At 67.4% G+C, this 24,638-nt stretch carries 21 protein-coding genes; 7 read left to right on the top strand and 14 right to left on the bottom strand.

What is annotated here, in order from left to right:
• Positions 1–62: 62 nt before the first annotated feature.
• Entirely contained in the window at positions 63–1,472 is a 1,410-nt protein-coding gene (uxaC, locus tag ACFQU1_RS02280; protein WP_378128802.1) for a glucuronate isomerase, read from the top strand.
• Positions 1,469–2,947 carry a mannitol dehydrogenase family protein gene (locus ACFQU1_RS02275; RefSeq protein WP_378128800.1) on the top strand — a complete coding sequence of 493 codons (1,479 nt, stop codon included), beginning with the start codon at positions 1,469–1,471 and terminating at the stop codon, positions 2,945–2,947. The genes uxaC and ACFQU1_RS02275 overlap by 4 nt, the downstream gene beginning before the upstream one ends.
• Positions 2,948–2,989: 42 nt before the next feature.
• Here ACFQU1_RS02275 and ACFQU1_RS02270 read toward each other — a convergent pair whose 3' ends face one another.
• The 3 genes from ACFQU1_RS02270 to ACFQU1_RS02260 all read right to left on the bottom strand — a co-directional run bounded on the left by ACFQU1_RS02270 (position 2,990) and on the right by ACFQU1_RS02260 (position 5,964).
• On the bottom strand, positions 2,990–3,781 hold the full coding sequence (locus ACFQU1_RS02270) for a 2-keto-4-pentenoate hydratase (protein WP_378128798.1): 792 nt from the start codon (positions 3,779–3,781) through the stop codon (positions 2,990–2,992).
• Positions 3,782–3,823: 42 nt separating this feature from the next.
• The gene (locus ACFQU1_RS02265) at positions 3,824–4,567 is read right to left on the bottom strand and encodes a M48 family metallopeptidase (protein ID WP_378128796.1); all 744 of its coding nucleotides are present in this window, start codon (positions 4,565–4,567) and stop codon (positions 3,824–3,826) included.
• A 125-nt stretch (positions 4,568–4,692) separates the two neighbouring features.
• Positions 4,693–5,964, bottom strand: coding sequence for a polyhydroxyalkanoate depolymerase (locus ACFQU1_RS02260; RefSeq protein ID WP_378128794.1), 1,272 nt, complete (start codon positions 5,962–5,964; stop codon positions 4,693–4,695).
• A 286-nt stretch (positions 5,965–6,250) separates the two neighbouring features.
• Here ACFQU1_RS02260 and ACFQU1_RS02255 point away from each other — a divergent pair, with 286 nt between their 5' ends.
• Together ACFQU1_RS02255 and ACFQU1_RS02250 are read left to right on the top strand one after the other, a co-directional pair.
• A complete protein-coding gene (locus tag ACFQU1_RS02255) occupies positions 6,251–7,588 on the top strand; it encodes an ActS/PrrB/RegB family redox-sensitive histidine kinase (RefSeq protein ID WP_378128792.1) in 1,338 nt (445 codons plus the stop codon).
• Between the two features lie 109 nt (positions 7,589–7,697).
• Positions 7,698–8,243, top strand: coding sequence for an ActR/PrrA/RegA family redox response regulator transcription factor (locus tag ACFQU1_RS02250; protein WP_378128790.1), 546 nt, complete (start codon positions 7,698–7,700; stop codon positions 8,241–8,243).
• A gap of 12 nt (positions 8,244–8,255) precedes the next feature.
• Here the strand turns inward: ACFQU1_RS02250 and ACFQU1_RS02245 are convergent, their stop codons facing one another.
• From ACFQU1_RS02245 to ACFQU1_RS02235, 3 genes are read right to left on the bottom strand one after another with little or no spacing between them, the layout of a single operon-like run.
• On the bottom strand, positions 8,256–8,765 hold the full coding sequence (locus tag ACFQU1_RS02245) for an MmcB family DNA repair protein (RefSeq protein WP_378128788.1): 510 nt from the start codon (positions 8,763–8,765) through the stop codon (positions 8,256–8,258).
• 15 nt (positions 8,766–8,780) lie between these two features.
• The gene (locus ACFQU1_RS02240; protein ID WP_378129733.1) at positions 8,781–9,398 is read right to left on the bottom strand and encodes a LysE family translocator; all 618 of its coding nucleotides are present in this window, start codon (positions 9,396–9,398) and stop codon (positions 8,781–8,783) included.
• A 26-nt stretch (positions 9,399–9,424) separates the two neighbouring features.
• Positions 9,425–10,594 carry an MFS transporter gene (locus ACFQU1_RS02235; protein WP_378128786.1) on the bottom strand — a complete coding sequence of 390 codons (1,170 nt, stop codon included), beginning with the start codon at positions 10,592–10,594 and terminating at the stop codon, positions 9,425–9,427.
• Between the two features lie 215 nt (positions 10,595–10,809).
• On the opposite strand from ACFQU1_RS02235, the gene ACFQU1_RS02230 reads away from it, so the two are divergent.
• On the top strand, positions 10,810–11,496 hold the full coding sequence (locus ACFQU1_RS02230) for a TetR/AcrR family transcriptional regulator (RefSeq protein WP_378128784.1): 687 nt from the start codon (positions 10,810–10,812) through the stop codon (positions 11,494–11,496).
• A 32-nt stretch (positions 11,497–11,528) separates the two neighbouring features.
• Here ACFQU1_RS02230 and ACFQU1_RS02225 read toward each other — a convergent pair whose 3' ends face one another.
• From ACFQU1_RS02225 to ACFQU1_RS02200, 6 genes are all read right to left on the bottom strand, one after another.
• A complete protein-coding gene (locus ACFQU1_RS02225; RefSeq protein WP_378128781.1) occupies positions 11,529–13,349 on the bottom strand; it encodes a methylmalonyl-CoA mutase family protein in 1,821 nt (606 codons plus the stop codon).
• A gap of 56 nt (positions 13,350–13,405) precedes the next feature.
• The gene (locus tag ACFQU1_RS02220) at positions 13,406–14,077 is read right to left on the bottom strand and encodes a TetR/AcrR family transcriptional regulator (RefSeq protein WP_378128779.1); all 672 of its coding nucleotides are present in this window, start codon (positions 14,075–14,077) and stop codon (positions 13,406–13,408) included.
• A complete protein-coding gene (locus ACFQU1_RS02215; protein ID WP_378128777.1) occupies positions 14,067–15,455 on the bottom strand; it encodes an enolase in 1,389 nt (462 codons plus the stop codon). Before ACFQU1_RS02215 ends, ACFQU1_RS02220 begins: the two co-directional genes overlap by 11 nt.
• Complete coding sequence (locus tag ACFQU1_RS02210; protein WP_378128775.1) at positions 15,455–16,270, bottom strand: ABC transporter ATP-binding protein; 816 nt, start codon at positions 16,268–16,270, stop codon at positions 15,455–15,457. The genes ACFQU1_RS02215 and ACFQU1_RS02210 overlap by 1 nt, the downstream gene beginning before the upstream one ends.
• Before the next feature lie 53 nt (positions 16,271–16,323).
• Positions 16,324–17,235, bottom strand: coding sequence for an ABC transporter substrate-binding protein (locus ACFQU1_RS02205; protein WP_378129731.1), 912 nt, complete (start codon positions 17,233–17,235; stop codon positions 16,324–16,326).
• Positions 17,236–17,372: 137 nt separating this feature from the next.
• Entirely contained in the window at positions 17,373–18,179 is an 807-nt protein-coding gene (locus tag ACFQU1_RS02200) for an ABC transporter permease (protein WP_378128773.1), read from the bottom strand.
• A 349-nt stretch (positions 18,180–18,528) separates the two neighbouring features.
• On the opposite strand from ACFQU1_RS02200, the gene ACFQU1_RS02195 reads away from it, so the two are divergent.
• A complete protein-coding gene (locus tag ACFQU1_RS02195; RefSeq protein WP_378128771.1) occupies positions 18,529–19,260 on the top strand; it encodes a GntR family transcriptional regulator in 732 nt (243 codons plus the stop codon).
• Between the two features lie 49 nt (positions 19,261–19,309).
• Here the strand turns inward: ACFQU1_RS02195 and ACFQU1_RS02190 are convergent, their stop codons facing one another.
• A complete protein-coding gene (locus tag ACFQU1_RS02190) occupies positions 19,310–21,670 on the bottom strand; it encodes a transglycosylase domain-containing protein (RefSeq protein WP_378128769.1) in 2,361 nt (786 codons plus the stop codon).
• A gap of 236 nt (positions 21,671–21,906) precedes the next feature.
• On the opposite strand from ACFQU1_RS02190, the gene ACFQU1_RS02185 reads away from it, so the two are divergent.
• Positions 21,907–23,742, top strand: coding sequence for a potassium/proton antiporter (locus ACFQU1_RS02185; RefSeq protein WP_378128767.1), 1,836 nt, complete (start codon positions 21,907–21,909; stop codon positions 23,740–23,742).
• Between the two features lie 4 nt (positions 23,743–23,746).
• Here ACFQU1_RS02185 and ACFQU1_RS02180 read toward each other — a convergent pair whose 3' ends face one another.
• Complete coding sequence (locus ACFQU1_RS02180; protein WP_378128765.1) at positions 23,747–24,547, bottom strand: class II glutamine amidotransferase; 801 nt, start codon at positions 24,545–24,547, stop codon at positions 23,747–23,749.
• Positions 24,548–24,638 lie beyond the last annotated feature (91 nt).

Genomic DNA, 24,638 nt, shown 5'->3' with positions numbered 1-24,638 from the left:
CAAGACGTCGAGCATGTCGGCCCCCGTCGCCGGCCTGCGCCCACCAAGCCAGGGATTCACCAATGGCTCTTCTGCACGACGACCGTCTCTTTCCCGCCGATCCCGCCACGCGCGCCGTGGCACGACGCCTCTATCAGGAGGTGAAGGACCTGCCGCTCATTTGCCCGCACGGGCATACCGATCCGCGCTGGTATGCAGAGAACAGCGCTTTCCCCGATCCCGCCCGCCTCTTCGTCGTGCCGGACCACTACATCTTCCGCATGCTCTACAGCCAGGGCATGCGGCTCGAAGACCTCGGCATCCCGACGCAGACGGGCGAGCCCGTCGAGCAGGATCCGCGCGCGATCTGGCGGCGCTTTGCCGCGAATTACCATCTCTTCCGCGGCACGCCGACCCGGATGTGGCTCGACCACGCCTTCGCGACCCTCTTCGGTATCGAGGAGCGGCTGTCGCGCGACACGGCGGATGCGATCTACGACCGGATCGCGGCGCGCCTCGAAGAGCCCGACTTCCGGCCGCGCGCGCTCTATGAGCGCTTCAATATCGAGGCGATCGCCACCACCGAAAGCCCGCTGGATGATCTGCGCCATCACGCCGCCATCCGCGACAGCGGCTGGTCGGGCCGCGTGATCACCGCCTATCGGCCCGATCCGGTGGTCGATCCCGAATTCCCGGGCTTCCGCGAGAATGTGCAGCGTTTCGGCGAGATCACGGGCTGCGACGTCTCCACCTTCGCCGGCTATCGCGAGGCGCATCGCAGGCGCCGGCAGTATTTCAAGAGCTTCGGCGCGACCTCGACCGACCACGGCCACCCGAGCGCACGCACGACCGACTTCTCGCTGGTCGAGGTGGAGACGCTCTATAACCGCGTGATGGGGCAGGCCCCGGTCACGCCGGAGGATGCGGAGCTCTTCCGCGCCCAGATGCTGACGGAAATGGCCGCGCTCAGCCTCGAAGACGGGCTGGTGATGCAGATCCACCCGGGCTCCATGCGCAGCCACAACCCCGCCCTCTTCGCCCGCTTCGGCCGCGACATGGGTGCGGATATTCCGACGCCGACGAATTACGTGCAGGGCTTGAAGCCGCTCCTCGATCGCTTCGGCAACGAGCGAAACCTCACCATCATTCTCTTTACGCTCGACGAGAGCACCTATTCGCGCGAGCTCGCGCCGCTGGCAGGCCACTATCCCTGCCTCAAGCTCGGCCCCGCCTGGTGGTTCTACGACAGCGCCGAGGGCATGCGCCGCTATCGCGAACTCGTCACCGAGACGGCGGGCTTCTACAACACCGTCGGCTTCAACGACGACACCCGCGCCTTCCCCTCGATCCCCGCCCGCCACGACGTCGCGCGCCGGGTCGACTGCAGCTATCTCGCCGAACTCGTGGTGACGCATCGCCTCGACGAGGACGAGGCGGTGGAAGTGGCACACGACCTCGCCTACCGCCTGGCCAAGGAGGCCTACAAACTGTGACGGCGCCACCCCGCCTCAACGCCGAGCGGCTCGGCTCGCTTCCCACCGCCGTCGAGCGGCCGCGCTACGATCGCGAGGCGGTGACCTGCGGCATCGTGCATCTCGGCATCGGCGCCTTCCACCGCGCCCATCAGGCGGTCTATACGGAGGATGTGCTCGCCGCGGGCGACCACCGTTGGGGCATCCTGGGCGCCAGCCTGCGCAGCCCCGACACGCGCGATGCGCTAAAGCCGCAGGACAGCCTCTACACGATCGCCGTGCGGGATTCGGAGCGTGAGAGGCTGCGCGTCGTCGGAAGCATCCTCGACGTCATGGTCGGCCCGGAAGACCCGGAGGCGCTCATCGCCCGCATGAGCGACCCCACTGTGGCCATCGTCAGTCTCACCGTCACCGAGAAGGGCTATTGCCACGACCCGGCGACCGGGCAGCTCGACGAAAATCACCCGGACGTGGTGCACGACCTCGCCCATCCCGCGGCGCCGCGTTCGGCGCTCGGTTATCTCGCCGCCGCCATCGCCCGCCGGCGCGCCGCGGGCGTCCGCCCCTTCACGGTGATGTCCTGCGACAATCTCCCGGCCAACGGCCGCACGGCGCGGCGCATCCTGACGCGTTTCGCCGCGCTCGTCTCGCCGGAGCTCGGCCGGCATGTGGCCGAGGCGATCGCCTTTCCCGACACCATGGTCGACCGTATCGTGCCGGCGACCACCGATATCGACCGCACTCATGTCGGGCGCGTGCTCGGCCTCGCCGACGCATGGCCGATCATGACCGAGCCCTTCACGCAATGGGTGATCGAGGATCATTTCGTCGCCGGCCGCCCGGCCTGGGAGACGGTCGGCGCGACCATCGTCGGCGACGTCGCGCCTTATGAGGCGATGAAGCTCCGGCTCCTCAACGGCAGCCATTCGGCCATCGCCTATCTCGGCTATCTCGCCAGCCATGAAACGGTGGCCGATGCCATGGCCGATCCGGCGATCGCGGCCTATGTCGCAGCGCTCATGGACGATACGACGGTCACGCTCACCCTGCCGGCCGGCGCTGACGTTACGGGCTACAAGGCCTCGCTCATCGAACGCTTCCGCAACAGGGCGCTGAAGCACCGCACCTGGCAGATCGCCATGGACGGCTCGCAGAAATTGCCGCAGCGGCTTCTCGGCACCATCCGCGACCGCCTCGACAGGGGCATGCCCATCGCCCGGCATGCGCTCGCGGTCGCCGCCTGGATGCGCTACGTCACCGGCGTCGACGAGCGCGGCAATCCGATCGACGTCCGCGATCCCCTGGCGGGCGACTTCGCAGCGATCGCGCGCGACGCGGGGCCCGTGGCGGAGCGGCTCGCGCCGGCCCTCTTGGGCCTGCGCGCCATCTTCGGCGAGGAGCTTGCCGCCGACGAACGGTTCCGCGCAGCCGTGACGCAGGCGCTCAGTGCCCTCTATGCCAAGGGTGCGAAGGCGACGGTGGCGGCTTACGGGTGAAAGGCCAGTCAGCCTCGTCGCCGAGGGATGCTGAGCCGAGGCTTACGTCGCCACGATATCCACGGTGAGGCGGCCGCAGTCACCGAAATCAACGATGGCGCGGACACCGGGCTTCACGAGATGGATGCCGGTGGTCATGCCCGTCGAGACGAGTTCGCCGGCTTTCAGCCCGCGGCCACAGCGTCCGAGATGATCGGCGAGGAAGGCGATGGCGGCAAGCGGGCTGCCGGGAACATTGGCGGCACTGCCCTGCCCGACGGCTGCGCCGTCGATGGTGGTCGCGGAGGTCATGCTCTCCCATGAGCGCTCACGCCAGTTCGGCACGGCCGGTCCGAGCACAAGGCCGGCGTTGTTGCCGAAATCGGAGACGACGGCGGTCGGGCCGAGATCGTTGAGGCTTGCGAGCGGACTGCCGGCAATCTCGACACCGACATGAAGGTTTCCGACGGCCGCCTTCACCTCATCAGCGGTATAGGGCGCGGTGCGCGGCGGCAGGTCCTTGGCCATCACCGCGATGAACTCGGCCTCGAAGGCGGCAAAGCCGCCGGCAACCACCGGCATCGCGACATGGGCGTCGGCAGCGGCCTCCACCACATGGAAGGCCGGGCCGGCGATGCGCTCGGCGCCGAGGACCCTGCGCAGCTCCGGCTTGACCATGGCGACCTTCCAGCCGCGCGGTGCGGACCCCGACAAGCGAAGCTCGGCCTCCTGCACGGCATAGGCCTCGTCTAGCGTGGCCGGCAGCGCGCCGGGATAATCCGGCAGGGCACGCGCCTCGCGCCGCGCCGCCACGAATACCGCAGCGATCAAGGCCGCCGATGATTGCTCGCTCATGAATTGATGCTCCCCATGGACTGTCCAAGCTGCTCTAGCCTATCAGCCGTAACGATGCAGCCCCGAACCGTGACGTTTCAGCCAGGCCTCCGCCTCGTCCGTGCGGGCGCAGAGCCGCTGGGTCAGCCGCCAGAAGCGCTCGGAATGGTTCATTTCCTTGAGATGGGCCACCTCGTGGGCGGCGAGATAGTCGAGCACATAGGGCGGCGCGAGGATCAATCGCCAGGAGAAATTGAGCCGGCCCTGCGCCGAGCACGATCCCCAGCGGCTTCTGGTGTCGCGGATGGCGACACTCTTGGCGGGAACGCCGAGGGCCAGCGTGTAGCGTTTCACTGCTTCGCCGAGATCGCGTGCCGCCTCGCGCTTGAGAAACTCCAGGACGCGGCGGGGCACATGCGGCGCCTCGCCGGTGACGGCAATGATGGGCTCGCCGGCTGCGTCCGTCGTTGCCTCGGGAAGGCCGCGCAGCACGGACCAGTGCACGATGCGGTGCGGCACGCCGCGCAGCGGCACGAGCGAGCCCGGCGTGAAGGCAACGCGGTCCGGCAGGCGCTTGAGGCGTGCGGCCAGCCAGCCGCCATGCGCCTCGGCGAAGCGCTTGGCGGCGCCGAAGTCGCCCCGTTCCGGCAGGGTCAGCACGGCCTCGCCCGTGGCATTGGAGACGCGCAGCGTGAACCGGCGGGCAGCGGCGCGCCGGCGAACGGAGATGCGGAAGACCTCCGTCCCGTGCCGAACGGCGATATGCTCCGGATCGGGCACGGCCCGTTTGAAGAGACTGACGCGCATGCCCATCACAGTCGAGCGTCTGTTTCCGGCCGAATCAGGGCCGAATCGCAATCCATTTGACCATGATCGCGGCCGAAAGCCGATATGGCGTGGGCCATCGGAGCAGCCGACGGCACCACGGCCGCTCAGGCCACGGCTTCGGCGGGCTTGCGCACGCCCGCGTGCTCTTCCACGTGATGGGTGAAGGCCGTGATCTTCGGCGCGATCTCCTGGCGGAAGCGCGAGCCGTTGAACACACCGTAATGGCCGACGCCCATCTGCAGATGCTGCAGCTTGAGCGCTGCTGGAATATTGACACATAGATCGTGGGCGGCACGCGTCTGGCCGACGCCGGAGATGTCGTCGCGTTCGCCTTCCACGGTCATCAGCGCCACCCGGCGGACGGCCGTGAGATCGACCGGCTTGCCGCGATGGGTCATTTCGCCCTTCGGCAGGCTGTGTTTCACGAAAACCTCGTCGACGGTCTGCAGATAGAACTCCGCCGTCATGTCCATGACCGCGAGATATTCGTCGTAGAATTCGCGCTGCTTGTCGGCGGAATCGCCGTCGCCGTCGACGAGATGCTCGAACATCTCCCAATGGGCGGTGAGATGCCGGTCGATGTTCATGGCCATGAAGCCGGAGAGCTGCAGGAAGCCTGGATAGACATCGCGCATGAAGCCGGGCTGGGTGAAGGGCACCTTGACGATGCAGTTGCGTCGGAACCAGTCCGTGCCGCGCTCCTGGGCAAGCAGATTGACAGCCGTCGGCGACCGCCGGGTATCGATGGGGCCGCCCATGTGAATCATGGAGATCGGCACATTCGGGTCGTTCTCCGCCTCCATGCGCGCCACGGCGGCGATCACCGGCACCGCCGGCTGGCAGACGGCGAGCACATGCAGGTTGGGCGCGAGCTCCTGCATGATCTCCCAGACGTAATCGATGTAGTCCTCGAGACCGAACGAGCCCTCCGAGAGCGGAATGAGGCGGGCATCGACCCAGTCGGTGATCCACACGTCGTGGGTCGGCAGGAAGGCCTCCACGGTGCCCCTGAGCAGCGTGGCGTAATGGCCGGACATCGGCGCGACGATGAGGAGCTTCGGCTGGCCGAGGCGCTTGGCAGCGCCGCCGCGGTCGAAATGCAAAAGGCGGCAGAAGGGGCGCTGCCACACGACCTCCTCACGCACGCGGCAGACGCGGCCCTCGGCGACCGTCGACGTCAGGCCGAAAGCCGGCTTGCCGTAGCGCCGGGTCGTTCGCTCGAACAATTCGCAAGCCGCCGACACGGTGCGGCCATAGGGCGTGTAGGTGAGGGGATTGATGGGATTGTTGAATGTCAAACGCGCTGCATCGGACATCATTCGCGCCGGGGTCACGAGAGCGTGCGCCGCTTCGTACCAATAATAAGCAAAATTCATTCTCTGCCCTCGCTTGGGAGAGGATCATGGAACCCGGAGGCATCACATAACCCGCCCTTCGGCTTGTTGCATTGCACAAGAACGGCCAACCTTAACCTTCTTTCTATAATCATTCAAACAACTCGCGGTTCGGCGCGCTGCACAAATATGGGTATGAGGGAGGCGCAGCGCCGAATTGCCGGCGGTATCGAGCCGGGCGGTCTCGATCGAAAATTCCTCTTATCGCTTGCGCCGCATGCCTCAAGCGGATAGCCGCAAGCGACGGGCCGAGCCGGGGGTATAAGCGATGGCCGAGAGTACCGCCTTCGAACTGGGCCGCAGCGCGCAGCGCCTCCGGGTCGATACGCTCGTGCGTTTGCGCTGGCTCGCCGTCATCGGCCAAAGCACGGCCGTGGCGGGCGTGCATTTCGGCCTCGGCTTTCCCTTCGCCTTCGGGCTCTGCTTCCTCGCCATCGCCGTTTCGGCCTGGCTCAATATCGCGCTCCGGATCCGCTATCCGATCAGCCATCGCCTCGGCGACGGGCCGGGCTCGCTGCTGCTCGGCTTCGACATCCTGCAGCTTTCGGCCCTGCTCTATCTGACGGGCGGGCTGGAGAACCCTTTCGCGCTCCTCATCCAGGCGCCGGTGATGATCTCGGCCACGGCGCTACCGCCCTGGCGCACGTTGCTGCTCGGCCTGCTCGCGATGGCCTGCGTGACGGCCATCGCCTTCGTGCACCAGCCGCTGCCCTGGCTGCCCGGCGAGCAGCTCAACCTGCCCTTCCTTTACGTGATGGGCATCTGGTGTGCCATTCTGCTCGGGCTCGCCTTCACCGGCGTCTATGCTTGGCGCGTCGCCGAAGAGGCCCGTCAGCTCGCCGAAGCGCTGGCGGCGACGGAATTCGTGCTGGCGCGGGAGCAGCATCTCTCCCAACTCGACGGGCTCGCCGCCGCTGCCGCGCATGAACTCGGCACTCCCTTGGCGACCATCGCCCTCGTGGCGAAGGAGCTCGACAAGCTCACCCCGGCGGACAGTCCAACGGCCGAGGACATCAGCCTTCTGCGCGAGCAGGTCGAGCGCTGCCGCAAGATCCTGGGCACGCTGACCTCGCTCGGCACGCAGGAGGCCGGCCCTCTGGAGCGGCTGACCTTGCGCCATCTCATCGAGGAGGTGGCGAGCCCGCAGCGCTCCTTCGGCGTCACCATTACGGTGAATGCCAAGGGCGAGGGGCCACAGCCGGTCTGCCGGCGCAACCCCGGCCTGCTCTACGGCCTCGGCAATCTCGTCGACAATGCGGTCGACTTCGCCGAGACGAGCGTCGTCATCGACGCCGAATGGACGAAGGACACGGTGACGGTCGCCATCCGCGACGATGGCCCGGGCTATGCGCCGGAGGTGCTGCTGCGCCTCGGCGAGCCTTACGTGACGACGCGCGGATCGGACCGGCGCAACGCCGGCGAGCCGGGCGACGGCCTCGGGCTCGGGCTGTTCATCGCCAAGACATTGATCGAACGAACGGGCGCCAGCATCGACTTCGCCAATGCCGCCGCGCCGGGGCACGGCGCCATTGCCACGGTCACCTGGCCGCGTGCGGCCTTCGAACGGAATATCGATCCGGGTTCCCATCCCGGCCGGCTGCTTTAAGAATGGCCGGATAATGCTTATTTGATGGTGAAATGAGATATATGACGGCGAGCTCGCGGCTCTTTTTCGGCCACTGGGCCTCTCCGCATGAGGTGACGTGATGATGTCAATGGAACAACCCGGCGCCGAGGATGACCGGAGCCTCCTGATCGTCGACGACGACCGGCCCTTTCTGACGCGTCTCGCCCGTGCCATGGAAACCCGTGGCTATGCCGTGCGCACGGCCGAAACGGTGGCCGACGGCATGGCGGCGATCAACGAAGCGGCACCGGCCTTCGCCGTCATCGACATGCGCCTGACCGACGGCAACGGCCTCGACGTGATCACCCACCTCAAGGAGCGCCGGCCGGATGCGCGCGGCATCGTGCTCACCGGCTACGGCAATATCGCAACGGCTGTAACGGCAGTGAAGCTCGGCGCCTTCGACTATCTGGCCAAGCCCGCCGATGCCGACGAGATCCATGCGGCGCTGATGGCGCAGCAGGGCAACCGCGCCCAGTTGCCGGAAAACCCGATGTCGGCCGATCGCGTCCGCTGGGAGCATATTCAGCGGGTCTACGAGCTCTGCAACCGCAATGTCTCGGAAACGGCGCGGCGCCTCAACATGCACCGGCGCACCCTGCAGCGCATTCTCGCCAAGCGCGCGCCGCGCTGAGACCTCGATCGGTCAGATCAGGGCGCCCGGCGCGCCCTCCGGATCGGCCAGGCTGTGCAGGCGCGATGCCGCGGCCTGCGCGAAGCGCAGCATCACCGCCTTGCGCCGCGCGCCCGGCAAGGCGAGCCGCTCCGCCGGTCTGAGGATCGCCGCGCCATAGCTATCGGCCATGACGAGCCCGACATCCTCCGGCAGGACATCCAGGGGAAAATCGTCGCCGACCGCGAAGAAGAACCGGTCGCAATAGGCGTGGTACTCACGCCATTTACCGTCGGTGCGAAAATCGGCGAGGCACGACTTGATCTCGATGATGGTGATCTCGCCATCGGGCGCCAGCCCCACCACATCGGCGCGGCGGCCGGAGGCGAGCGTCAGTTCGGTCACCGAGACGTGGCCGAGGCTCGCCAGAAGCCGGCGAACCCCGCGCTGCAGCCGCGCCGCCACCGGCGACTGACGGCCATCGACGAGCCGCGGATCGACGATCGCGCGCTGCGCTTCCATCTTGATGGCCGCTTCGCCCATCTCGACCTCCTCGAATTACGTCCGCCAGGCGACCGTCGCCACGCCCGCGCCGACGAGAAGCCCGCCGCCGGTGCGGTTGACCGCCTTGAGAACCGCCGGCCGGCGCACCAGCCGCCGGGCCGAGCTGGCAAGGCAGGCATAGCCCGCAGCATTCACCAGCGCGAGGGTCACGAAGGTTGCTGCGAGCACCGCCATCTGCGGCAGGAGGGGTCTTCCGCTATCCAGAAACTGCGGCAGGAAGGCGACGAAGAAGACGATGCTTTTCGGATTGAGCGCGGTGACGAGCGCCGCATGTGAAAACATCGCGAAGGAGCGCGCCGGCACGGCCGCGGCTGTCGCGAGCGCTGCGGGATCGGACCGCCAGAGCTTGACGCCGAGATAGATTAGATAGGCGGCGCCCAGCCATTTGACCGCGGTGAACAGGAGGGCGGAGGCCGCCAGGAGCGCTCCGAGACCGGCCATGGAACAGATGACGGCGATGCTGTCGCCGACCGCGACGCCGAGGACGAGCGGCACGGCGGCGCGCCTGCCCTGTCCGAGCGCATAGGAGACGACGAGCAGGATCGTCGGCCCCGGAATAAGAAGGATGACGGCGGAGGCGGCAGCGAAAGCCGCCCAGGCGTGAAAGCTGATGACGTCGAGCATGCTCGTCCTTTCCGTCAAGCGCTCGTCAGGCTCGGCAGCGACTTGGTTCGTACCGCACCGGCGCCGGCGGCGATCATGACACACAGCAGCATCGCGACCGCCAGCGCGCCGCCGAGCGATGTCATATGCGCGATGAAGCCGAGCAGCACGGGGCCCATGAGGACGCCGCCGTACCCGAGCGTCGCAACTGCCGCAACGGCGGAGGCCGCATTGTCCGGCGAGCGAGCGCTGGCCGTGCTGAAGGCGACCGGCGCCACATTGGCGAGCCCGAGCCCGGCGACGCCGAAGGCGAGCACAGCCACCAGCGGATGGCTCGACCAGAGACCGACGCCGAGACTGACCGCGGCGAGAAGCCCGCCGCCCGCAACCAGCAAGGGCGCCCCGAGCCGCCGGCGAATGCCGTCGCCGAGAAAGCGCGACGTTGCCATGGCGCCGGAAAAGACGGCAAAGCCGGTGCCCGAAAAGCTCGCCGGCACCTGCAGGCTCTCCGCCAGATAGACGGCGCTCCAGTCGAGCAGCGATCCCTCCGCCATGAAGGAGAGCATGGCGAGTGAGCCGATGAGCAGCGTCGAGCGGTCCGGCCAGGCAAGGCGGGGCCCCTCGCCTGCCGCCGCCGCGGGATCCGGCCGGATATGGGGAAGGGCGACGACAACGATGACGGCAAAGAGGAGGGCAATGGCCGCCGCCTCGATGCCGGCCGGCAGGAAGGCGAGACTCAAGCCGCCGAGGCCGGCACCCGTCAGCCCGCCGAGGCTCCACATGCCGTGCAGCGACGACAGGATCGGCCGTCCATATTGCCGCTCGACCGCCGTGCCATGGGCATTCATGGCGACGTCCATGGCGCCGCCGGCCGCGCCGAAGACGAACAGCGCGGTGAAGAGCCCGGCCTGGCCGGGCACGATCGGCAGGAAGGCCAGCATGATGCTGAAAACGAGGCCGGTGGCGCCCAGCACCCGTCGCGCGCCGAAGCGCACAAGGGCCGTGCCGCATAGCGGCATGGAAAGGAGCGCGCCGGTCGCGAGCGACAGAAGCGCAAGCCCGAGCACTGCCGGGCTCAGGCCGTGAATTGCCTTGACGACGGGAATATGCGTCGCCCAGGCCCCGAAGACGGCCCCGTTGACCAGAAACAGGACGGCGACGGCCAGGCGGTCCCGGCGCAGGCCGGGCGATTCGACACGCAACATGGCTGCTCTTTCCGTTCACTCCAGGGAGCCTGATTTTTGGTGTCGTCGCAAGCGGCAAGGCAGCCCGTCCGTCGCGCGGCGCGGTGAGCAACTTTGCCCGCCCGCCGCTGGCCCGCGTCCCGACAGCCTGCCTTTTGGCCCCTCTTGCGGCGGAGCCTGTCCTCTGCGACTGAACGAAGGCTTTGACTCGTCAGATAATGATGCGGGTGTGAATAGTGGACGGTGCGACGAGCAACAACCGCGGCAGCGGACCGGAGCCGCGGCGGCGCGGCTATACCGGCACCTCACGCGATCCCGACCGGACGAGTCAGGCCATTCTCCAGGCGGCGACGCTCGAATTCGCGGAGAAGGGCATCGGCGGGGCGCGGGTCGACGCCGTGGCGGAACGCGCCGGCGTCAACAAGCGCATGATCTATCACTATTTCGGCGACAAGCAGGGGCTCTATCTCGCGGTTCTCGAGGAGGCCTATCTGCAGATCCGTACGGCCGAGGCGGATCTCGACCTGGAAAAGGTCGAGCCGGAGGACGGCATCCGCCGGCTCACGGCTTTCACCTGGCGCTATTTCATCGAGCACCCCGAATTCCTGAGCCTGCTCGCCACCGAAAACCTGCACAAGGCGGAGAACCTCCGTCGCTCCGCCAAGGTGCTCAGCCTCCACTCGCCCTTCATCGAGCGCCTGCGCGACGTGCTCGCCAAGGGGGCCGCGCAGGGGCGCTTCCGCGAGGGGCTCGATCCGGTCGACGTCTATATCAGCATCGCCTCGCTCGCCGCCTTCTATCTCTCAAACCGCCATACGCTCTCGACGATTTTTTCGCGCGACCTCGCTTCACCGGAGCGGCTCACCGCCTGGTGCGAGCATATCACCCATGTCGTGCTCGCCTCGATCCGCCGGCCGGCTTGAGATAGGGCACGGCTCGGCGGGGCGACCTCCCCTCAGACCACGGCCGCCGCCTCGCGCAGGATGGCGAGGCAGTCGACCTCGTCGGTGAGGAAGGCCGCGACGCCGGCCGCGCGGAGCGCATCCTCCAGGGCTTGCGGCCGGCCGGCGATGAAGACCAAGGCAGCACCGGCCTCCTTCAGCGCCCGCGCCACCGACCCGGCCTCGGCGGCATGGATCTCATCGGAGGCGCAGAGGCAGGCGATGTGGGCGCCTGATGCCGCGAAGGCGCCGACGTCTTCCGCCGTGACCGCGACGAAGCCGCCGATTGCGAAGAGCTGGCGCGCGAAGGCGGCACGCTTGGCATGGGCCGCTGTCGGCCCGAGCGTGACGAGGCAGATCTTCGGCGCCTCGCCCGTCTCGGCACGATGGGCATCGGCCCAGTCGCGCAGGGCCTCGAAGGGCTCGGCCAGACGGCGCGAGGGCAGCGGCTCCGCCGAGACCGCCCCTTTGGCGGCGGGCATTGCCGCGGGAGTGGGGGCGGGCATCAGCACATTTGCGGGCCGCTCGGCGAGATCGGGATAGGCGCTTGTGCCGGTCAAGAGCTCCTGGCGCGTGGCGAGGGCCCTCTCGCGGGTTGCGCGCACCGCCACGATGTCGCGCTGGATCGTACCTTTCTCCAGGGCCGCGACCATGCCACCGTCGCGCTCGACCGACTGGAGCATCGGCCAGGCGGCTTCGCACAAGCCTTCTGTCAGGGCCTCGATGGCACCGGAGCCGGCGGCGGGATCGGCCACGCGCCAGAGATGGGCCTCCTCCATCAGGACGATCTGCGCGTTGCGGGCGATGCGCCGCGCGAAGGGGTCGGCGAGGCCGAGCGCCGCCGTGAAGGGCAGTACTGTCAGGCTGTCGGCGCCGCCGAGCCCGGCGCCGAAGATGGCCGCCACCGCCCGCAGCATGTTGACCCAAGGGTCGCGGCGCGTCGTCATGCGCCAGGCCGTCTCGCCATGCAGGCGGATCGGTGCGGGGGCAAGCCCGCAGGCCTCTTCCACCCGCGCCCAGAGCCGGCGCAGGGCCCGGAATTTGGCGAGTGTGGCGAACTGGTCGGCATCGGCGACGAGCAGGAAGGAGAGAGCCTTGCTCGCGTCCCCGAGATCGAGCCCGCCGGCCTCCGTAGCGCGCAGATAGGCGAGCGCAGTTGCCACGACCGCGGCGAGTTCCTGCGCGTCGGAGGCGCCCGCTTCGTGATAGGGGCGGCCGTCGGCGCGCAGAACGGCTCCCTGGAAGCCGCGCTGCCGGAGATCTTTTACTTGCTTCCCCAGGCTGCGGGCCGTCTCGTCCCAAGACGCGTCCATCGCCCCTGTTGTCGTGAGCCGGCCGATGGGATCGAGGCCGCAGTCGAGGTCGAGCGTCTCGGGCGGAAAGCCGCGGCTTTCGGCGAAAGCGATCACCAAATCGGCAAGCGCCAAGCCGCGCGCGCCGGGCTCGATGCGCAGCGCCAGCCCGTCGAACGCAATGCCGTCGAGAACCCGGGCGATGTCGTCCGCATCCCGCAGCGCCAGGCCGAAGCCACGCGCGGCGGCTGACCCCGCCGCCACCAGCGTGAGGCCATCCGCGCCGCCGCCGCGATCGGCGCGGGCGAGCTCGTTGGCGATCGAGGGATCGGGATGGTCGACGGGCTGCACGATGCGCCAGCGGCCCGGCTCGCGCAGCAGGGGCGTCGCCTGATCGGCCTTTGCATAAAGGGGCTCGATCACCCGACCGTCCGGGGTGCGCGTCTTCAGCCGATCGAGCGCGTCCTCGCCGACGAGCTTGCGCACCAGCCCGAGCCATTGGCGTTGCAATGCATCGTCTTCGCTATCGGCATTTTGGGCCATGAGTCACGCTCCCTCTCCACCGCCGGTTATAACCGGCGGGGCGAGGCGGCGGTAGCTCACGCCCGCAGCGAGCCGAGGATGAGATCCGCGACATGCTCGCGGCGAGCGGCGATCTCGCGCGTGCTCTGGAAATTGCGGTCGAGGATCACCGACAGCGTGTGGATGTTCGAAAAGTAGAAATAGGAAATGCCGGCGATCGAAATCCACAACTGGGCTGGATCTATGCCGTCGCGGAAAAGGCCGGCGGCGACGCCGCGCTGCAGGATCTCACGGATCATGCCGATCAGCGGCGAATGCATCTCCTTCACTCGCCCGGAGGTCTTCAGATGGCGGGCCTGATGCAGATTCTCGCTGTTGAGGAGATTGATGAAGACACGGTCGCCGACGAAAGCGTCAAAGGTGAAGGTGATGAGCCGGCGCATCGCCTCATCCGGCGCGAGCCGGACGAGGTCGAGCTTCAGCTCGGCGACACGGGCGCGCTCATAGGCCGCCTCGAGCACGGCGAGCCACAGGCCGCGCTTGGAGCCGAAATAGTGATAGATCATGCGCCGGTTGGCTTCGGACCGGCTGGCGATGGCGTCGATGGACGCCCCGGCAAAGCCGCTCGCCGCAAATTCGACCGTGGCCGCAGCCAGGATCTTCGCCTTGGTCGCCTCCGGATCGCGTGGCTTGCCGACCGCGCGCCGCGGCGGAAGCTCGGCCTCCTGCTTGATCGGCTCAGCCGGCATGGACAGCCCCCATCAACGGCGCAAGGCTCGACCAATCGGGCGCCGCGCCGCTCGCAAAGCCCGGCGTGAACAGGGAAGCGGTGGTCAGCACACCCGAGGCGACCGCGAGTTGGGCGCGACCGCCATATCGCGCATAGAAGCCCGGCACCGCCGCCATGAAGCCCTCGGCCTCGCCGGCCGGGGCCGGCCCGAAGCCGTCGACATAGTGGTGGCCGTTGCGCTCGCCATGGGTGATGCCGAGGCAGGCGACGAGTGCGGTATCCTGCTGCACGCCGAGCCCCGCCTGGCAGGTCAGGTCTTCGCCGGTGACGAAGAAATGGCCGGGCTGGCGGTCGCGCGCGTTCCAGGCAGCCGCTCGGGCGCCGTTGACGAGCGACTTGTAAAGGCCCTTGCAGGCTTTCGAGGACACGCCGCGATAGCCCAACGCAACAGCGCGCGGAAAGGCATCGTAGCCGTCGTCGGCCTCGTCGATGATGAAGGGAACTTCGTCTGCAAGCTCCCCGAGCGGGTGGGCGAAGGTCGCGGCGCGGTCGAGCGGCTGCTCGATGTGGAGAAGCCGCGCCTTGAGACGGCTGAGCACGGGATCGTCGGCCAAGGCGGCGAGCAGGAGGGCGAGCCGCGCGGGATCATATTGCTCGTTGGCGTCGAGGCTCGCCCGGAAATCCGGGACGAGCGCGGTCAGCCGCACCGTCACCGATCTCAGGCGCGCGCGATCGGCCTGGACATCGCCGCTCAGCTTCACCTTGAAATAGCGCAGCCGGGCGGCGGCGACTTCGGATCCGAGTTCGTCGAGATCGTCGACGAAGCCGATGGTGTGGCGCAGCGCCACCTCAGGCATCGGGTCGACCGCCCCGAGAAAGCGCGCGAGGTCGCCCTGGGCAAGGTCCGGGGCGAAGCGATTGTCGAGCCCGAGCAGATTGGCCCTGAGCCCTGCTGCGAAATCGAGGCCGGCGAGCTTGAGGACCGCATCGGCCACCGCCTTGTCGAGGAGCGCCGGGCCGAAGGCGGCGGCAAGGCGCGGCAGGCCGGCGCGTCTCGCCTCGTCCATCTGCCGCGGATAGACCAGCGCGTGATGGCCGAAGGCCGTATCGAAGCGGCTGCCGTCCCGGCGGTAGTGCTCCACGGCCCCGGCGAGGCTCGACTTCAGATCCGCGATGGTCTCTGCGGGCGTCTTGGCCGGGTCCTTGTCGAACCACTTCGGCATCATCATTTCCGCCGCGACGCCGGTCGTGCTGCGGCCGTCTTCGGTGCTCGCCCCGATGCGGATGAAGGCCTGTGGCGCCTCCCTCACCGTCACCGCACCGAAACGGAAGGCGCGGCGAAAGGTCGTTGCACGCTCGAAGGCCGCAATCTCGTCGAGGCGGACGCGCAGGGCCATCAGTCGATCTGGCCGCGCGCATAGAAATGCCCGCGAATAGTCTGGGTAAGCGCCGAGAAGAGGGGATCGCCCATCACGTCGAGACGGCGGGGCCGCGGCAGCTCGACGTTATAGGTGGCGGCGATCGTCCCCGGCCGCTCCGACATCACCACGACCCGGTCGGCCAGGAAAACGGCCTCCGGGATCGAGTGCGTGATGAGGAGGATGGTCTTTCCCGTCTCCTGGTGGATGCGCTGCAGTTCGAGATTCATGCGCTCCCGCGTCAAGGCGTCGAGGGCACCGAAGGGCTCGTCCATCAGCACGATCTTGGGGTCGTGCACCAGCGCCCGGCAGATGGCCGTGCGCTGCTGCATGCCGCCCGAGAGCTGCCAGGGAAACTTGTTCTCGAAGCCTTCCAGGCCGGCGGTCGCGATGAGCTTGCGTGCGCGCTCGAGATGCGAGGCGCGGTCAAGCTTGCGCACCTCGACCGGCATCATGACATTGCGCAACACCGTACGCCAGGCGAGCAGCACCGGGCTCTGGAAGACGATGCCGACATCGTCCGGCGGGTCCTTGACGAGCGTGCCGTCGATGCGGATTTCACCGGCGGTCGGCTCGATCAGTCCGGCCATCAGCTTCAGCAAGGTGGACTTGCCGCAGCCGGAGGGGCCGACCACGGCGACGAACTCGCCTTCGTGAATGTCGAGATCGATCGGCTTCAGGGAAGGCACGTCGCCGTCGCGCGTGCGATAGGTTTTTTCGAGGCCCGCAATCGTGATGAGCCGGCGGGCGGCCGCCGGTTCACGGGTCTCGCCCACCACCCTCAGCGACGACATGGCCCTGCCTCCGGATGCGATACGCGTCAACGGTCCAGCTCCTTCAGCTTGGGTCAGCCGCCCGCCGGCTTCGGCAGGTAGTCGCGGCTGTAGAAGGTCTTCACCTTGTCCTTGGCGGAGGCATCGACGCCGCCGTACTCGATCAACAGGTCGACCGAATCATCCATGTTCTGATCCGTCACGTAGAAGGGCGGCAGATCCTTCGTCTCGGGCGTCCGGTAGAGTGGGATGGTCAGACGGAAGCCCTCGCGCAGGGTCGCCTGCTGGCCCGCCTTCGGCAGCGCCTTCAAGATCGAGTCGGCTGCCGCGTCAGGGTCCTTCTCGGCGGCCTCGACAGCTTTCGTCGTCGCGGCCATGAAGCGTCGGACGAGATCCGCATTGTCTTTCACGAAATCGCTGTTGGCGATGATGCCCGACGAGACGAGATGGATGCCGTAATCGGCGAACATGATGGGAAAGACGTCTTTGCCGGTGGCGTCCTTGATCTTCATGCTCTGGTCCATCGAATAGCCGAGCAGCGCGTCCGCCTGGCCGGAGATGACCGCGTTGAGCTTCGTCTGAGCATCACCGGACAGGATGCGCATCTCGCTTTCCTTGAGCCCGGTCTTCTTGAGGAAGAGCGGCCAGATCTGCGACATGGAATCGCCCGGCGTCGTGGCGATGGTCTTGCCCTTGAGATCCTCGGGCTTGCGCATGTTCTTGTCGGTGAAGCCCATCACCGACATGGGGCTCGTCTGCAGGAGAACGCCCGGCGAGGTGACGGGCGCGCCCTTGGCAGCGGCGCGGATCATGGTGGGAACGTCGGCATAGCCGAAGGTCGCGGTCTTGGCGGCAACGGCCTGAATGGTCACGGCCGAGCCGCGCCCTTCCTGAATGTCGAGGTCGATGCCCTGATCGGCGTAAAAGCCCTTCTCCTTGCCGTAGTAGAAGGGCGCGTGCTCACCATAGACGTACCAGTTGAGCATCAGCACGACCTTGTCCGCCGCAGCCGCCGGCTGGACGAAGGACGGGGCAAGGACCAGAGCCGTGGCGCAGACGAGCGCCGACTTCAATAGGGTTCTCTTCAACATGGGCGTTCCTCCGGCGGACGTCCGCCTTTCGTTCAGGCGGTTGCGAAAAACTCCTGGCGCTGGCTGGCGTGCCAGGGAATGGCGAAGCGTTCGACGATGTCGACGATCCAGAACAGGATGACGCCGATCAGCGCGAGCAAGACGAGGGCGGCGAACATGGTCGGCAGTTCGAAATTGCCGATCGAGCGCTGCAGGACGAAGCCGAGACCCGAATTGGCACCGACGAATTCGCCGACTACGGCGCCCACCACGGCCAAGGTGACGGAGACCTTGAGGCCCGCGAAGATGGCGGGCATGGCGTGCGGCAGCTTGACCATCATGAATGTCTGCAGCCACGAGGCCTTCATCGAGCGCGCGAGGTCGCGCATGTCGGGATCGAGCGACTTGAAGCCCTGCACGCCCGACACCACCACGGGGAAAAACCCGAGCAGGAAGGCCGAAATGACCTTCGGCGTCATACCGAAGCCGAACCACACCACGAAGAGCGGGGCAACCGCCACCTTCGGCACCGACTGCGAGAAGACGAGCAGCGGATAGAAATAGGATTCGACGGTGCGCGAGCCGGCAATCAGCATGGCGAGGGGGATGCCGATGAGGGCGGAGAGCGCAAATCCGCCGATAGTCGCCAGCGTGGTCGGCACGCTCTCGGCCAATAGCATGCCGCCCTCGTCGCGGAACGCCTTGACGACGTCGATCGGCGCAGGAACGAGATAGGGCGGGATCTGGAAGATGCGGATGGCGACGTCCCAGAGGACGATCAGCAAGATCAGGAGGCCCACCGGGCGAACCCAGGGCGAATCGACGACACGCGCGAGCGTGCGGAACGACGGCGACGTCATCCGGTAACCCTTCACTGTGGCGCTTCCAGCGGACGCTTTTCCGCGTCAGTTGTAACTAACTGGTGATTTACTCAGGCGCTCGCGTGCGAGTCAAGCGGCGAAGACCCGCCCTGGACCAAAGTCGTAGATGGGTCGGCCGCGGCACTCAACGGCCTGTCGTCGGAGCGGGTCTCAATCGATTCCGCAGCCCACCCCGCCAAGGGTCGCGGCACGATCTGCCGGCGACCGCCATGCTCACATCGGCAAACCGCAGGCGCGTGCAAAAAGCTCTTCTTTTGTATACAGAAGCTGAGCGCAGTTGCCGACGGGCGGCGCCAGTCCGTGAAGAGACCGCGAAGGTACGATCTGCATGCTCGATATCGCAGCCCAATCCCGCGCAAGTGCCGAGAATCAGGGTGATCGCTCGGCTGCCATACGCCAGTCCCTCTATGATGCAATCGTCGAGCATCGCCTGAAGCCCGGCACGAAGCTCGCCGAAGACGAGGTCGGCCAGCTGTTCGGCGTCAGCCGCACGGTGGCGCGTGGGGTTCTGCAGTCGCTCGCCTTCGAAGGGCTGGTGACGATCGAGCGCAACCGCGGCGCCTTCGTCGCTCGTCCGACCCCGGAGGAGGCGCGTCAGGTTTTCGTTGCGCGCAGGATGATCGAGCCGCAGCTCGTCGCCTCGGCGGCACAGAACATCACGACGAAAGCGCTCGATCGGCTCGACCGCCATCTCGAGCAGGAGCTGCGCCTCATGGCGACGGCCGGTTTGCGTCCGCGCCGGGAGGAAATCCGGCTGTCCGGCCAGTTTCACCTCGAACTCGCCGCGCTCGCCGGCAATGCCGTGCTGCTCAAATTCCTCAAGGAGCTGATCGCCCGCTCGTCCTTGATCATCGCGCTCTTCGGCCGCAGCGGCCGTTCGAGCTGTACCTGCGACGAACACGCCAAGATCGTGCAGGCGCTGCGCCAGAACCGGCCGGACCAGGCCATGGCCCTGATGCTGCGCCACATCGGCCATATCGAGGCCGATCTCGACTATGAGGACAAGCCGGCCTCGGACCTGCGCGAGGCGCTCGCGGACCTGCTCGAACGCGGCGTCTAGAGCGTTTTCGATGGCGTGAGTGGAGAGCGGGCGAAAACGTCCGCTCGCCTCAGCCCCCGAAGAGCTGCTCGAACAGACCGCGCTGGCGCGGCCGCTGCTGGGGCGTCGCCCAGGCGCGGTCGGTGTCACGTGCCGCGACCGTCGGCGGAGCCTGCAAGGTCGGCTCGTCGACAGCCGCGATGCTGTCGCCGGTCTCGCCCATCGGCTGATCGGTCGGGGCGGCCGGCTGGTAGGGCGTGCCCGGCAGCGGCACGGGCTTTTCGCCCTGCACCGCCACCTTCATGTAGCGGCTCCAGACTTCCACGGGCAGGTTGCTTCCGGACGCGCGCCGGGTCGGCGAATTGTCGTCATTGCCGATCCACACGCCCGTGACGAGCTTGCCCGTGTAGCCGATGAACCAGGCGTCGCGGTAGTCCTGGGACGTGCCGGTCTTGCCGCCGACCTCCCAGCCGGGAATGGCCGCGCGCTTGCCGGTGCCGATATCGACGACCTCGCGCATCATGCTGTTCATCATGCCGAGATGAACAGGCTCGATGACCCGCCCGAGATCGACCGGCGTGCGGCGGTAGAGCACCTTTCCGTCCGTCGTCTTGATGGTGCGGATGGCATAGGGGATCACGCCGATGCCGCCATTGGCGAAGGCGTCATAGGCGGCGACGAGTTCGAGCGGCGTCACCTCCGAGGTGCCGAGCGCAATAGACGGATTTGGTTGCAGCGACGAGGTGATGCCCAGGCGCTGTGCCGTGCGCACCACCGCGCGCGGGCCCATCTCCACCGCAAGCTTCACCGCGACCGTATTGATGGAATAGGCGAGCGCATTCGCCAAGGTTACCGGGCCATGATAGCGGCGCGAGGAATTGCTGGGCTGCCAGCCCTTGATATTGACAGGCGAGTCGTCGCGGACGGTGTCCGGCGTCAGATTGTTCTCGATGGCGGCGAGATAGACGAAGGCCTTGAAGGAGGAGCCTGGCTGCCGGCGCGCGGCAGTGGCGCGATTGAACTGACTATCGGCATAATTGCGGCCGCCGACCAGCGCGCGGATGGCCCCGTCGGTCGCAAGGCTGACGAGAGCGCCCTGGCTCGCCTTGTATTTCTGTCCCTTCTGGTCGAGCTCGTCCACGAGCGCCTTCTCGGCCGTCGCCTGGAGATGGTTGTCGATAGTGGTCTCGACCACAATGTCCTTGTCGACCTTGCCGACGAAATCGTCGAGCACGTCCATCACGTAATCGGCCGCGTAATTGGCCGAGCCTGCGCCCTTCGGCTTGACCGCCGTGGCGGGGGAGAGGGTCGCCGATTTGGCCGCCGCATCGGTGATGAAGCCGGCCTCGACCATGGTGCCAAGGACAACATTGGCGCGGGCGCGGGCGCCGGCGGGATTGCGGTTCGGCGAGAGTCGCGAAGGCGCCTGCACGAGGCCGGCCAGCATCGCCGCCTCGGCCAGCGTGACCTCGCTCGCATGCTTGCCGAAATAGCGCAGCGCCGCCGCCTCCACACCATAGGCGCCGGCACCGAAATACACGCGGTTGAGATAGAGCGCGAGGATCTGGTCCTTCGTATAGGTCTGCTCCAGCCAGAGTGCCAGGATGGCTTCCTGGATCTTGCGGGTCAGGGTGCGCTCCTGGGTGAGGAACAGATTCTTGGCGAGCTGCTGGGTCAAGGTCGAGCCGCCCTCGGCAACGCCGCGGCTCGTGATGTTGCGGAAGATGGCGCGGCCGACGCCGACCGGATCGACGCCGAAATGGCTGTAGAAGCGCCGGTCTTCGATCGCCAGGAAGGCGAGCGGCAGATAGGGCGGCAGGTCGTGCAGCGCCACATTCTGACCGCCGGTATCGCCGCGGTTGGCGAGAAGCGAGCCGTCGTTCGCCAGGATCGCGATATTCGGCGGGCGCTTCGGGACGGTGAGCTGATCGATCGGCGGCAGCTGCGCGAAATTATACGCGACCACGCCGGCGACACCGACGATGCACCATACCGCGAGCACGAAAGCGAGGCCGACGAGGCGCCGCAGGAAGGGATGCCGCCGACGGCGCCCGCCGCCTTTGCCGCGCCCGCGGCCGCCACCCTTGCCGCCGCCTCCGCCGGAACCACCCCGCTTACGCCGATACGCTGACATGACCTCTCCCTCGACCCGGCCGTCGCTGGGCACGGCGGGTTCCACATCGGCGCCTGGGCCGAGCCGCGGAGCGCCACGCCCGCCCGTCTCGGCGGACGAACGCGGCCTGAGCGGTCCGCCGGGACGGTCATCCGGCGTCAGCACGATCTCATCATGGATCGGACTGCGGGGCCGGCCCTGACCGGACGATGCGGCATTGACGGCGCCACGGCCTTCGCCGCGCGTCGGGGTCGGCCTCAGCATATCGCTTGCAAGGCCGAGATCATGGACATGCCGACCGCCTCTTTCCTGGCGCATAACTCTTCACCCGACCTTCTCACTGTAGTGCCGTTCAACTTTCCACCGGCAGCGGGACAGGCCACGAATGGCACTTTAAATGTGGCGGATTAAGGGGCTGTTACTCATATCGAAAGTCGGGCTTTGCTATCCCTGGCTCGCTGTTGCCGATGGGTTGCACGCGGTGCCGCCGTGCCGCAGCATGAGACACACCCGCCGCCCGTCCCATCGCCCCGAATCACCGGTCCCAGAGTGGCATGAGCACGATCGCCTTCGTCAATTCCTTGCTTCTCGGCGGGGCTGGGCTCGTGGCCATCGGCATCATGTCGAGCCTGGTAGCCTCGCGCTTCGGCGCACCACTCCTCCTCGTCTTCATCCTCATCGGCATGCTCGCCGGCGAGGCCGGGCCGGGCGGCATCCAATTCGACGACTACCAGGCGATGTATCTCATCGGCTCGGCCTCCCTCGCCGTCATCCTGTTCGATGGGGGCTTGAGAACGCGCATCGCCACCGTGCGCGGCGTGGCGGCCCCCGCCCTCCTGCTCGCCAGCGCCGGCGTCCTGATCACCGCCGGGCTGACCGGGCTCGTCGCCATGCTGCTGCTCGGTCTCGGCATTACGCAGGGACTTCTCGTCGGCGCCATCGTCGCCTCGACGGACGCCGCGGCCGTCTTCTTCCTGATGCGGGCGCGCGGCCTGCAGTTGCGCCGCCGCGTGAATGCGACGGTCGAGGTGGAATCCGCCACCAACGATCCAGTCGCAGTCTTCCTCGTGCTGCTGCTCGTCAGCCTCATCACCGTCCCCGGCGAGGACGGTGTCGGCCCCATCCTCGCGCATCTGATGCGGCAGTTCTTCATCGGCGGCGGGCTCGGCATCGGCGGCGGTTTCGTCATCGCCTGGCTGCTCAACCGCGTCGCCTTGCCCTCAGGCTTGCATCCGCTCTTCGTGGTGGCGCTTGCCGTCTTGATCTACGGCCTTGCCGGCGTGCTCGACGGCTCGGGCTTTCTCGCCGTCTACCTCGCCGGTCTCGTGGTCGGCAACCGGCCGGTCAGGGCCTTTGCCTCGATTTTGAGCTTCCATGATGCGGCGACCTGGCTCTGCCAGATCGTCATGTTCCTGGTGCTCGGGCTGCTCGCCTCGCCCGCGAGGCTCGTGGCGCATGCCCTGCCGGCACTCGCCATCGCGCTCTTCCTCATTCTCGTCGGGCGGCCGGTCGCCGTTTGGCTCTGCCTCACCCCCTTCCGCTTCACACGGCACGAGAAGACCTTCGTTTCCTGGGTCGGGCTGCGCGGCGCGGTATCGATCTTTCTGGCCGCCATTCCGCAGCTCACCGGGGTTCCGGAGGCGGAGCTCTACTTCAACGTCGCCTTCTTCGTGGTGCTCGTCTCGCTGCTCGTTCAGGGCTGGACGGTCGGCTTCGCAGCGCGTCGGACGGGCGTGGCGCTCGCCGATCCGGCGCCCGAGGTCAGCCGCGTCGAGATCGACCTTCCCGGCAAGCCCGAGCTCGAGATGGTCGGCTATCCGCTTCTCGCCGACAGCCCGATCATCCTGCGTGGCACCTTGCCTTCCTGGGCGCGCGCCGTTCTCGTCGTGCGCGGCGATGCCGTGCTGACGCCCGAGGAAGCGGGCGTGCTCAGCGTCGGCGACTATGGCTATTTCCTGGTGCCGCCGGAGCGCATCCGCCGTCTCGACCGGCTGTTCGCCGCCTTCGAGGGTCACCACGAAAGGGCGACATCGGCCGTCTTCGCCTTCACGCCGGAAGTGAAGCTCGACGACCTCGCCGCAGCCTATGGCATCGAGCTCGACGAGGAGTTCAAGGGCCAGACGCTTGGCGCCGTCTTCGCCGACACCTTCGAGGAGGGCGTGCGCGAGGGCGACCGCATCGCCGTCGGCGGCATCACGCTCGTCGCCAGCGGCGTGCGGGAAGGCGAGGTCACCGCCATTGCGCTCATCGTCGGCGACGGCATCGAGGATACCCCGCCGGAGGCGCTCACATCCGGCCGCCTGATCGTCGCCCGCATCAGGGCGATATTCGCCCGTGCCGACGCGCGGTTCGCCGATCTCGTCCGGCGCTGGAGCTTCAAGCGGCGATAGCAGTTCAGGCTGCGCTGCGGCTCTCCGCCATCGGAATGAAGAAGGGCGTGATGACCACCTCACCCCTGCGCGACACGGTGATGAGCGAATTGGGCGCGACCGCGTGCCAGCCCTCGCGCCGCATTTCGAGCGGTTCAGATGCGATCACGACGGAGCGGGACCTCTCCTGGAGATAGAGGCTGGCAGGCCGGCCGTCGCAGGCGGTGCGCACCGCCCACAAGGTCCTGCCGTCGGAGAGTGTCGCCGTGAAGCGCAGCGGTTCGGCGATGCCGGCCGCGACCATCAGGGCCTTCACCTCGCCCAGCACATCGGCCAGGGCTTCGGCGGGCGCCATGCCCGCCGTGAGGCGCGCGAGGGTCAGAAGGAACAGCAATTCCGAATCGGTGGTGCCTTGGCGCGCGTCATAGAGCGCATCCGGCAACGCACTTTCGAGCTGTCGTTTGACGCGCCCGTAGTCGCCGATCTGGCCGTTGTGCATGAAGAGCCAGCGGTCTTGGGCGAAGGGATGGCAGTTGGGCCGCGAGGTCGCGGTGCCGGTCGCCGCCCGCACATGGGCGAAGAAGAGAGGCGAGCGCACCTGCTCGCACAGGGAGCGCAGGTTCTCGTCGGCCCAGGCCGGCCGCAAATCCCGAAAGAGCCCGGGCGTCTGGCGCTCGCCGTACCAGCCGAGGCCGAAGCCGTCACCATTCGTGCCCGTCTTGCACTCGATCGCATGCAGTGACTGGTGGATGAGCGAGTGATCGCCGGCGCAGATCAGCTCTTCGAGCAAGATGGGTTCACCGTGGTAGGCGAGAAAGCGGCACATGGTCTCCTCGTCGATGCATAAACCCCCGCGCCGTTGCCACGCTGGCACGAAAGCCTTAACCAAAGCCGCGCCCCGCCGGTGTGACGCTGCG

It is taken from the genome of Chelatococcus sp. GCM10030263 (assembly GCF_042666455.1).
Taxonomy (GTDB): domain Bacteria; phylum Pseudomonadota; class Alphaproteobacteria; order Rhizobiales; family Beijerinckiaceae; genus Chelatococcus.
Note: the sequence above shows the minus strand (reverse complement) of the source record. Positions and strands in the feature narration are given on the sequence as shown.

What these genes read in the sequence shown, in the direction of transcription:
- uxaC (WP_378128802.1), top strand. Translation starts at nt 63, where the DNA reads ATGGCTCTTCTGCACGACGACCGTCTCTTTCCCGCCGATCCCGCCACG.
- ACFQU1_RS02270 (WP_378128798.1), bottom strand. Translation starts at nt 3,781, where the DNA reads ATGAGCGAGCAATCATCGGCGGCCTTGATCGCTGCGGTATTCGTGGCG.
- ACFQU1_RS02265 (WP_378128796.1), bottom strand. Translation starts at nt 4,567, where the DNA reads ATGCGCGTCAGTCTCTTCAAACGGGCCGTGCCCGATCCGGAGCATATC.
- ACFQU1_RS02260 (WP_378128794.1), bottom strand. Translation starts at nt 5,964, where the DNA reads ATGAATTTTGCTTATTATTGGTACGAAGCGGCGCACGCTCTCGTGACC.
- ACFQU1_RS02255 (WP_378128792.1), top strand. Translation starts at nt 6,251, where the DNA reads ATGGCCGAGAGTACCGCCTTCGAACTGGGCCGCAGCGCGCAGCGCCTC.
- ACFQU1_RS02250 (WP_378128790.1), top strand. Translation starts at nt 7,698, where the DNA reads ATGGAACAACCCGGCGCCGAGGATGACCGGAGCCTCCTGATCGTCGAC.
- ACFQU1_RS02245 (WP_378128788.1), bottom strand. Translation starts at nt 8,765, where the DNA reads ATGGGCGAAGCGGCCATCAAGATGGAAGCGCAGCGCGCGATCGTCGAT.
- ACFQU1_RS02235 (WP_378128786.1), bottom strand. Translation starts at nt 10,594, where the DNA reads ATGTTGCGTGTCGAATCGCCCGGCCTGCGCCGGGACCGCCTGGCCGTC.
- ACFQU1_RS02225 (WP_378128781.1), bottom strand. Translation starts at nt 13,349, where the DNA reads ATGGCCCAAAATGCCGATAGCGAAGACGATGCATTGCAACGCCAATGG.
- ACFQU1_RS02220 (WP_378128779.1), bottom strand. Translation starts at nt 14,077, where the DNA reads ATGCCGGCTGAGCCGATCAAGCAGGAGGCCGAGCTTCCGCCGCGGCGC.
- ACFQU1_RS02215 (WP_378128777.1), bottom strand. Translation starts at nt 15,455, where the DNA reads ATGGCCCTGCGCGTCCGCCTCGACGAGATTGCGGCCTTCGAGCGTGCA.
- ACFQU1_RS02210 (WP_378128775.1), bottom strand. Translation starts at nt 16,270, where the DNA reads ATGTCGTCGCTGAGGGTGGTGGGCGAGACCCGTGAACCGGCGGCCGCC.
- ACFQU1_RS02205 (WP_378129731.1), bottom strand. Translation starts at nt 17,235, where the DNA reads ATGCTCAACTGGTACGTCTATGGTGAGCACGCGCCCTTCTACTACGGC.
- ACFQU1_RS02200 (WP_378128773.1), bottom strand. Translation starts at nt 18,179, where the DNA reads ATGACGTCGCCGTCGTTCCGCACGCTCGCGCGTGTCGTCGATTCGCCC.
- ACFQU1_RS02195 (WP_378128771.1), top strand. Translation starts at nt 18,529, where the DNA reads ATGCTCGATATCGCAGCCCAATCCCGCGCAAGTGCCGAGAATCAGGGT.
- ACFQU1_RS02190 (WP_378128769.1), bottom strand. Translation starts at nt 21,670, where the DNA reads ATGCGCCAGGAAAGAGGCGGTCGGCATGTCCATGATCTCGGCCTTGCA.
- ACFQU1_RS02185 (WP_378128767.1), top strand. Translation starts at nt 21,907, where the DNA reads ATGAGCACGATCGCCTTCGTCAATTCCTTGCTTCTCGGCGGGGCTGGG.
- ACFQU1_RS02180 (WP_378128765.1), bottom strand. Translation starts at nt 24,547, where the DNA reads ATGTGCCGCTTTCTCGCCTACCACGGTGAACCCATCTTGCTCGAAGAG.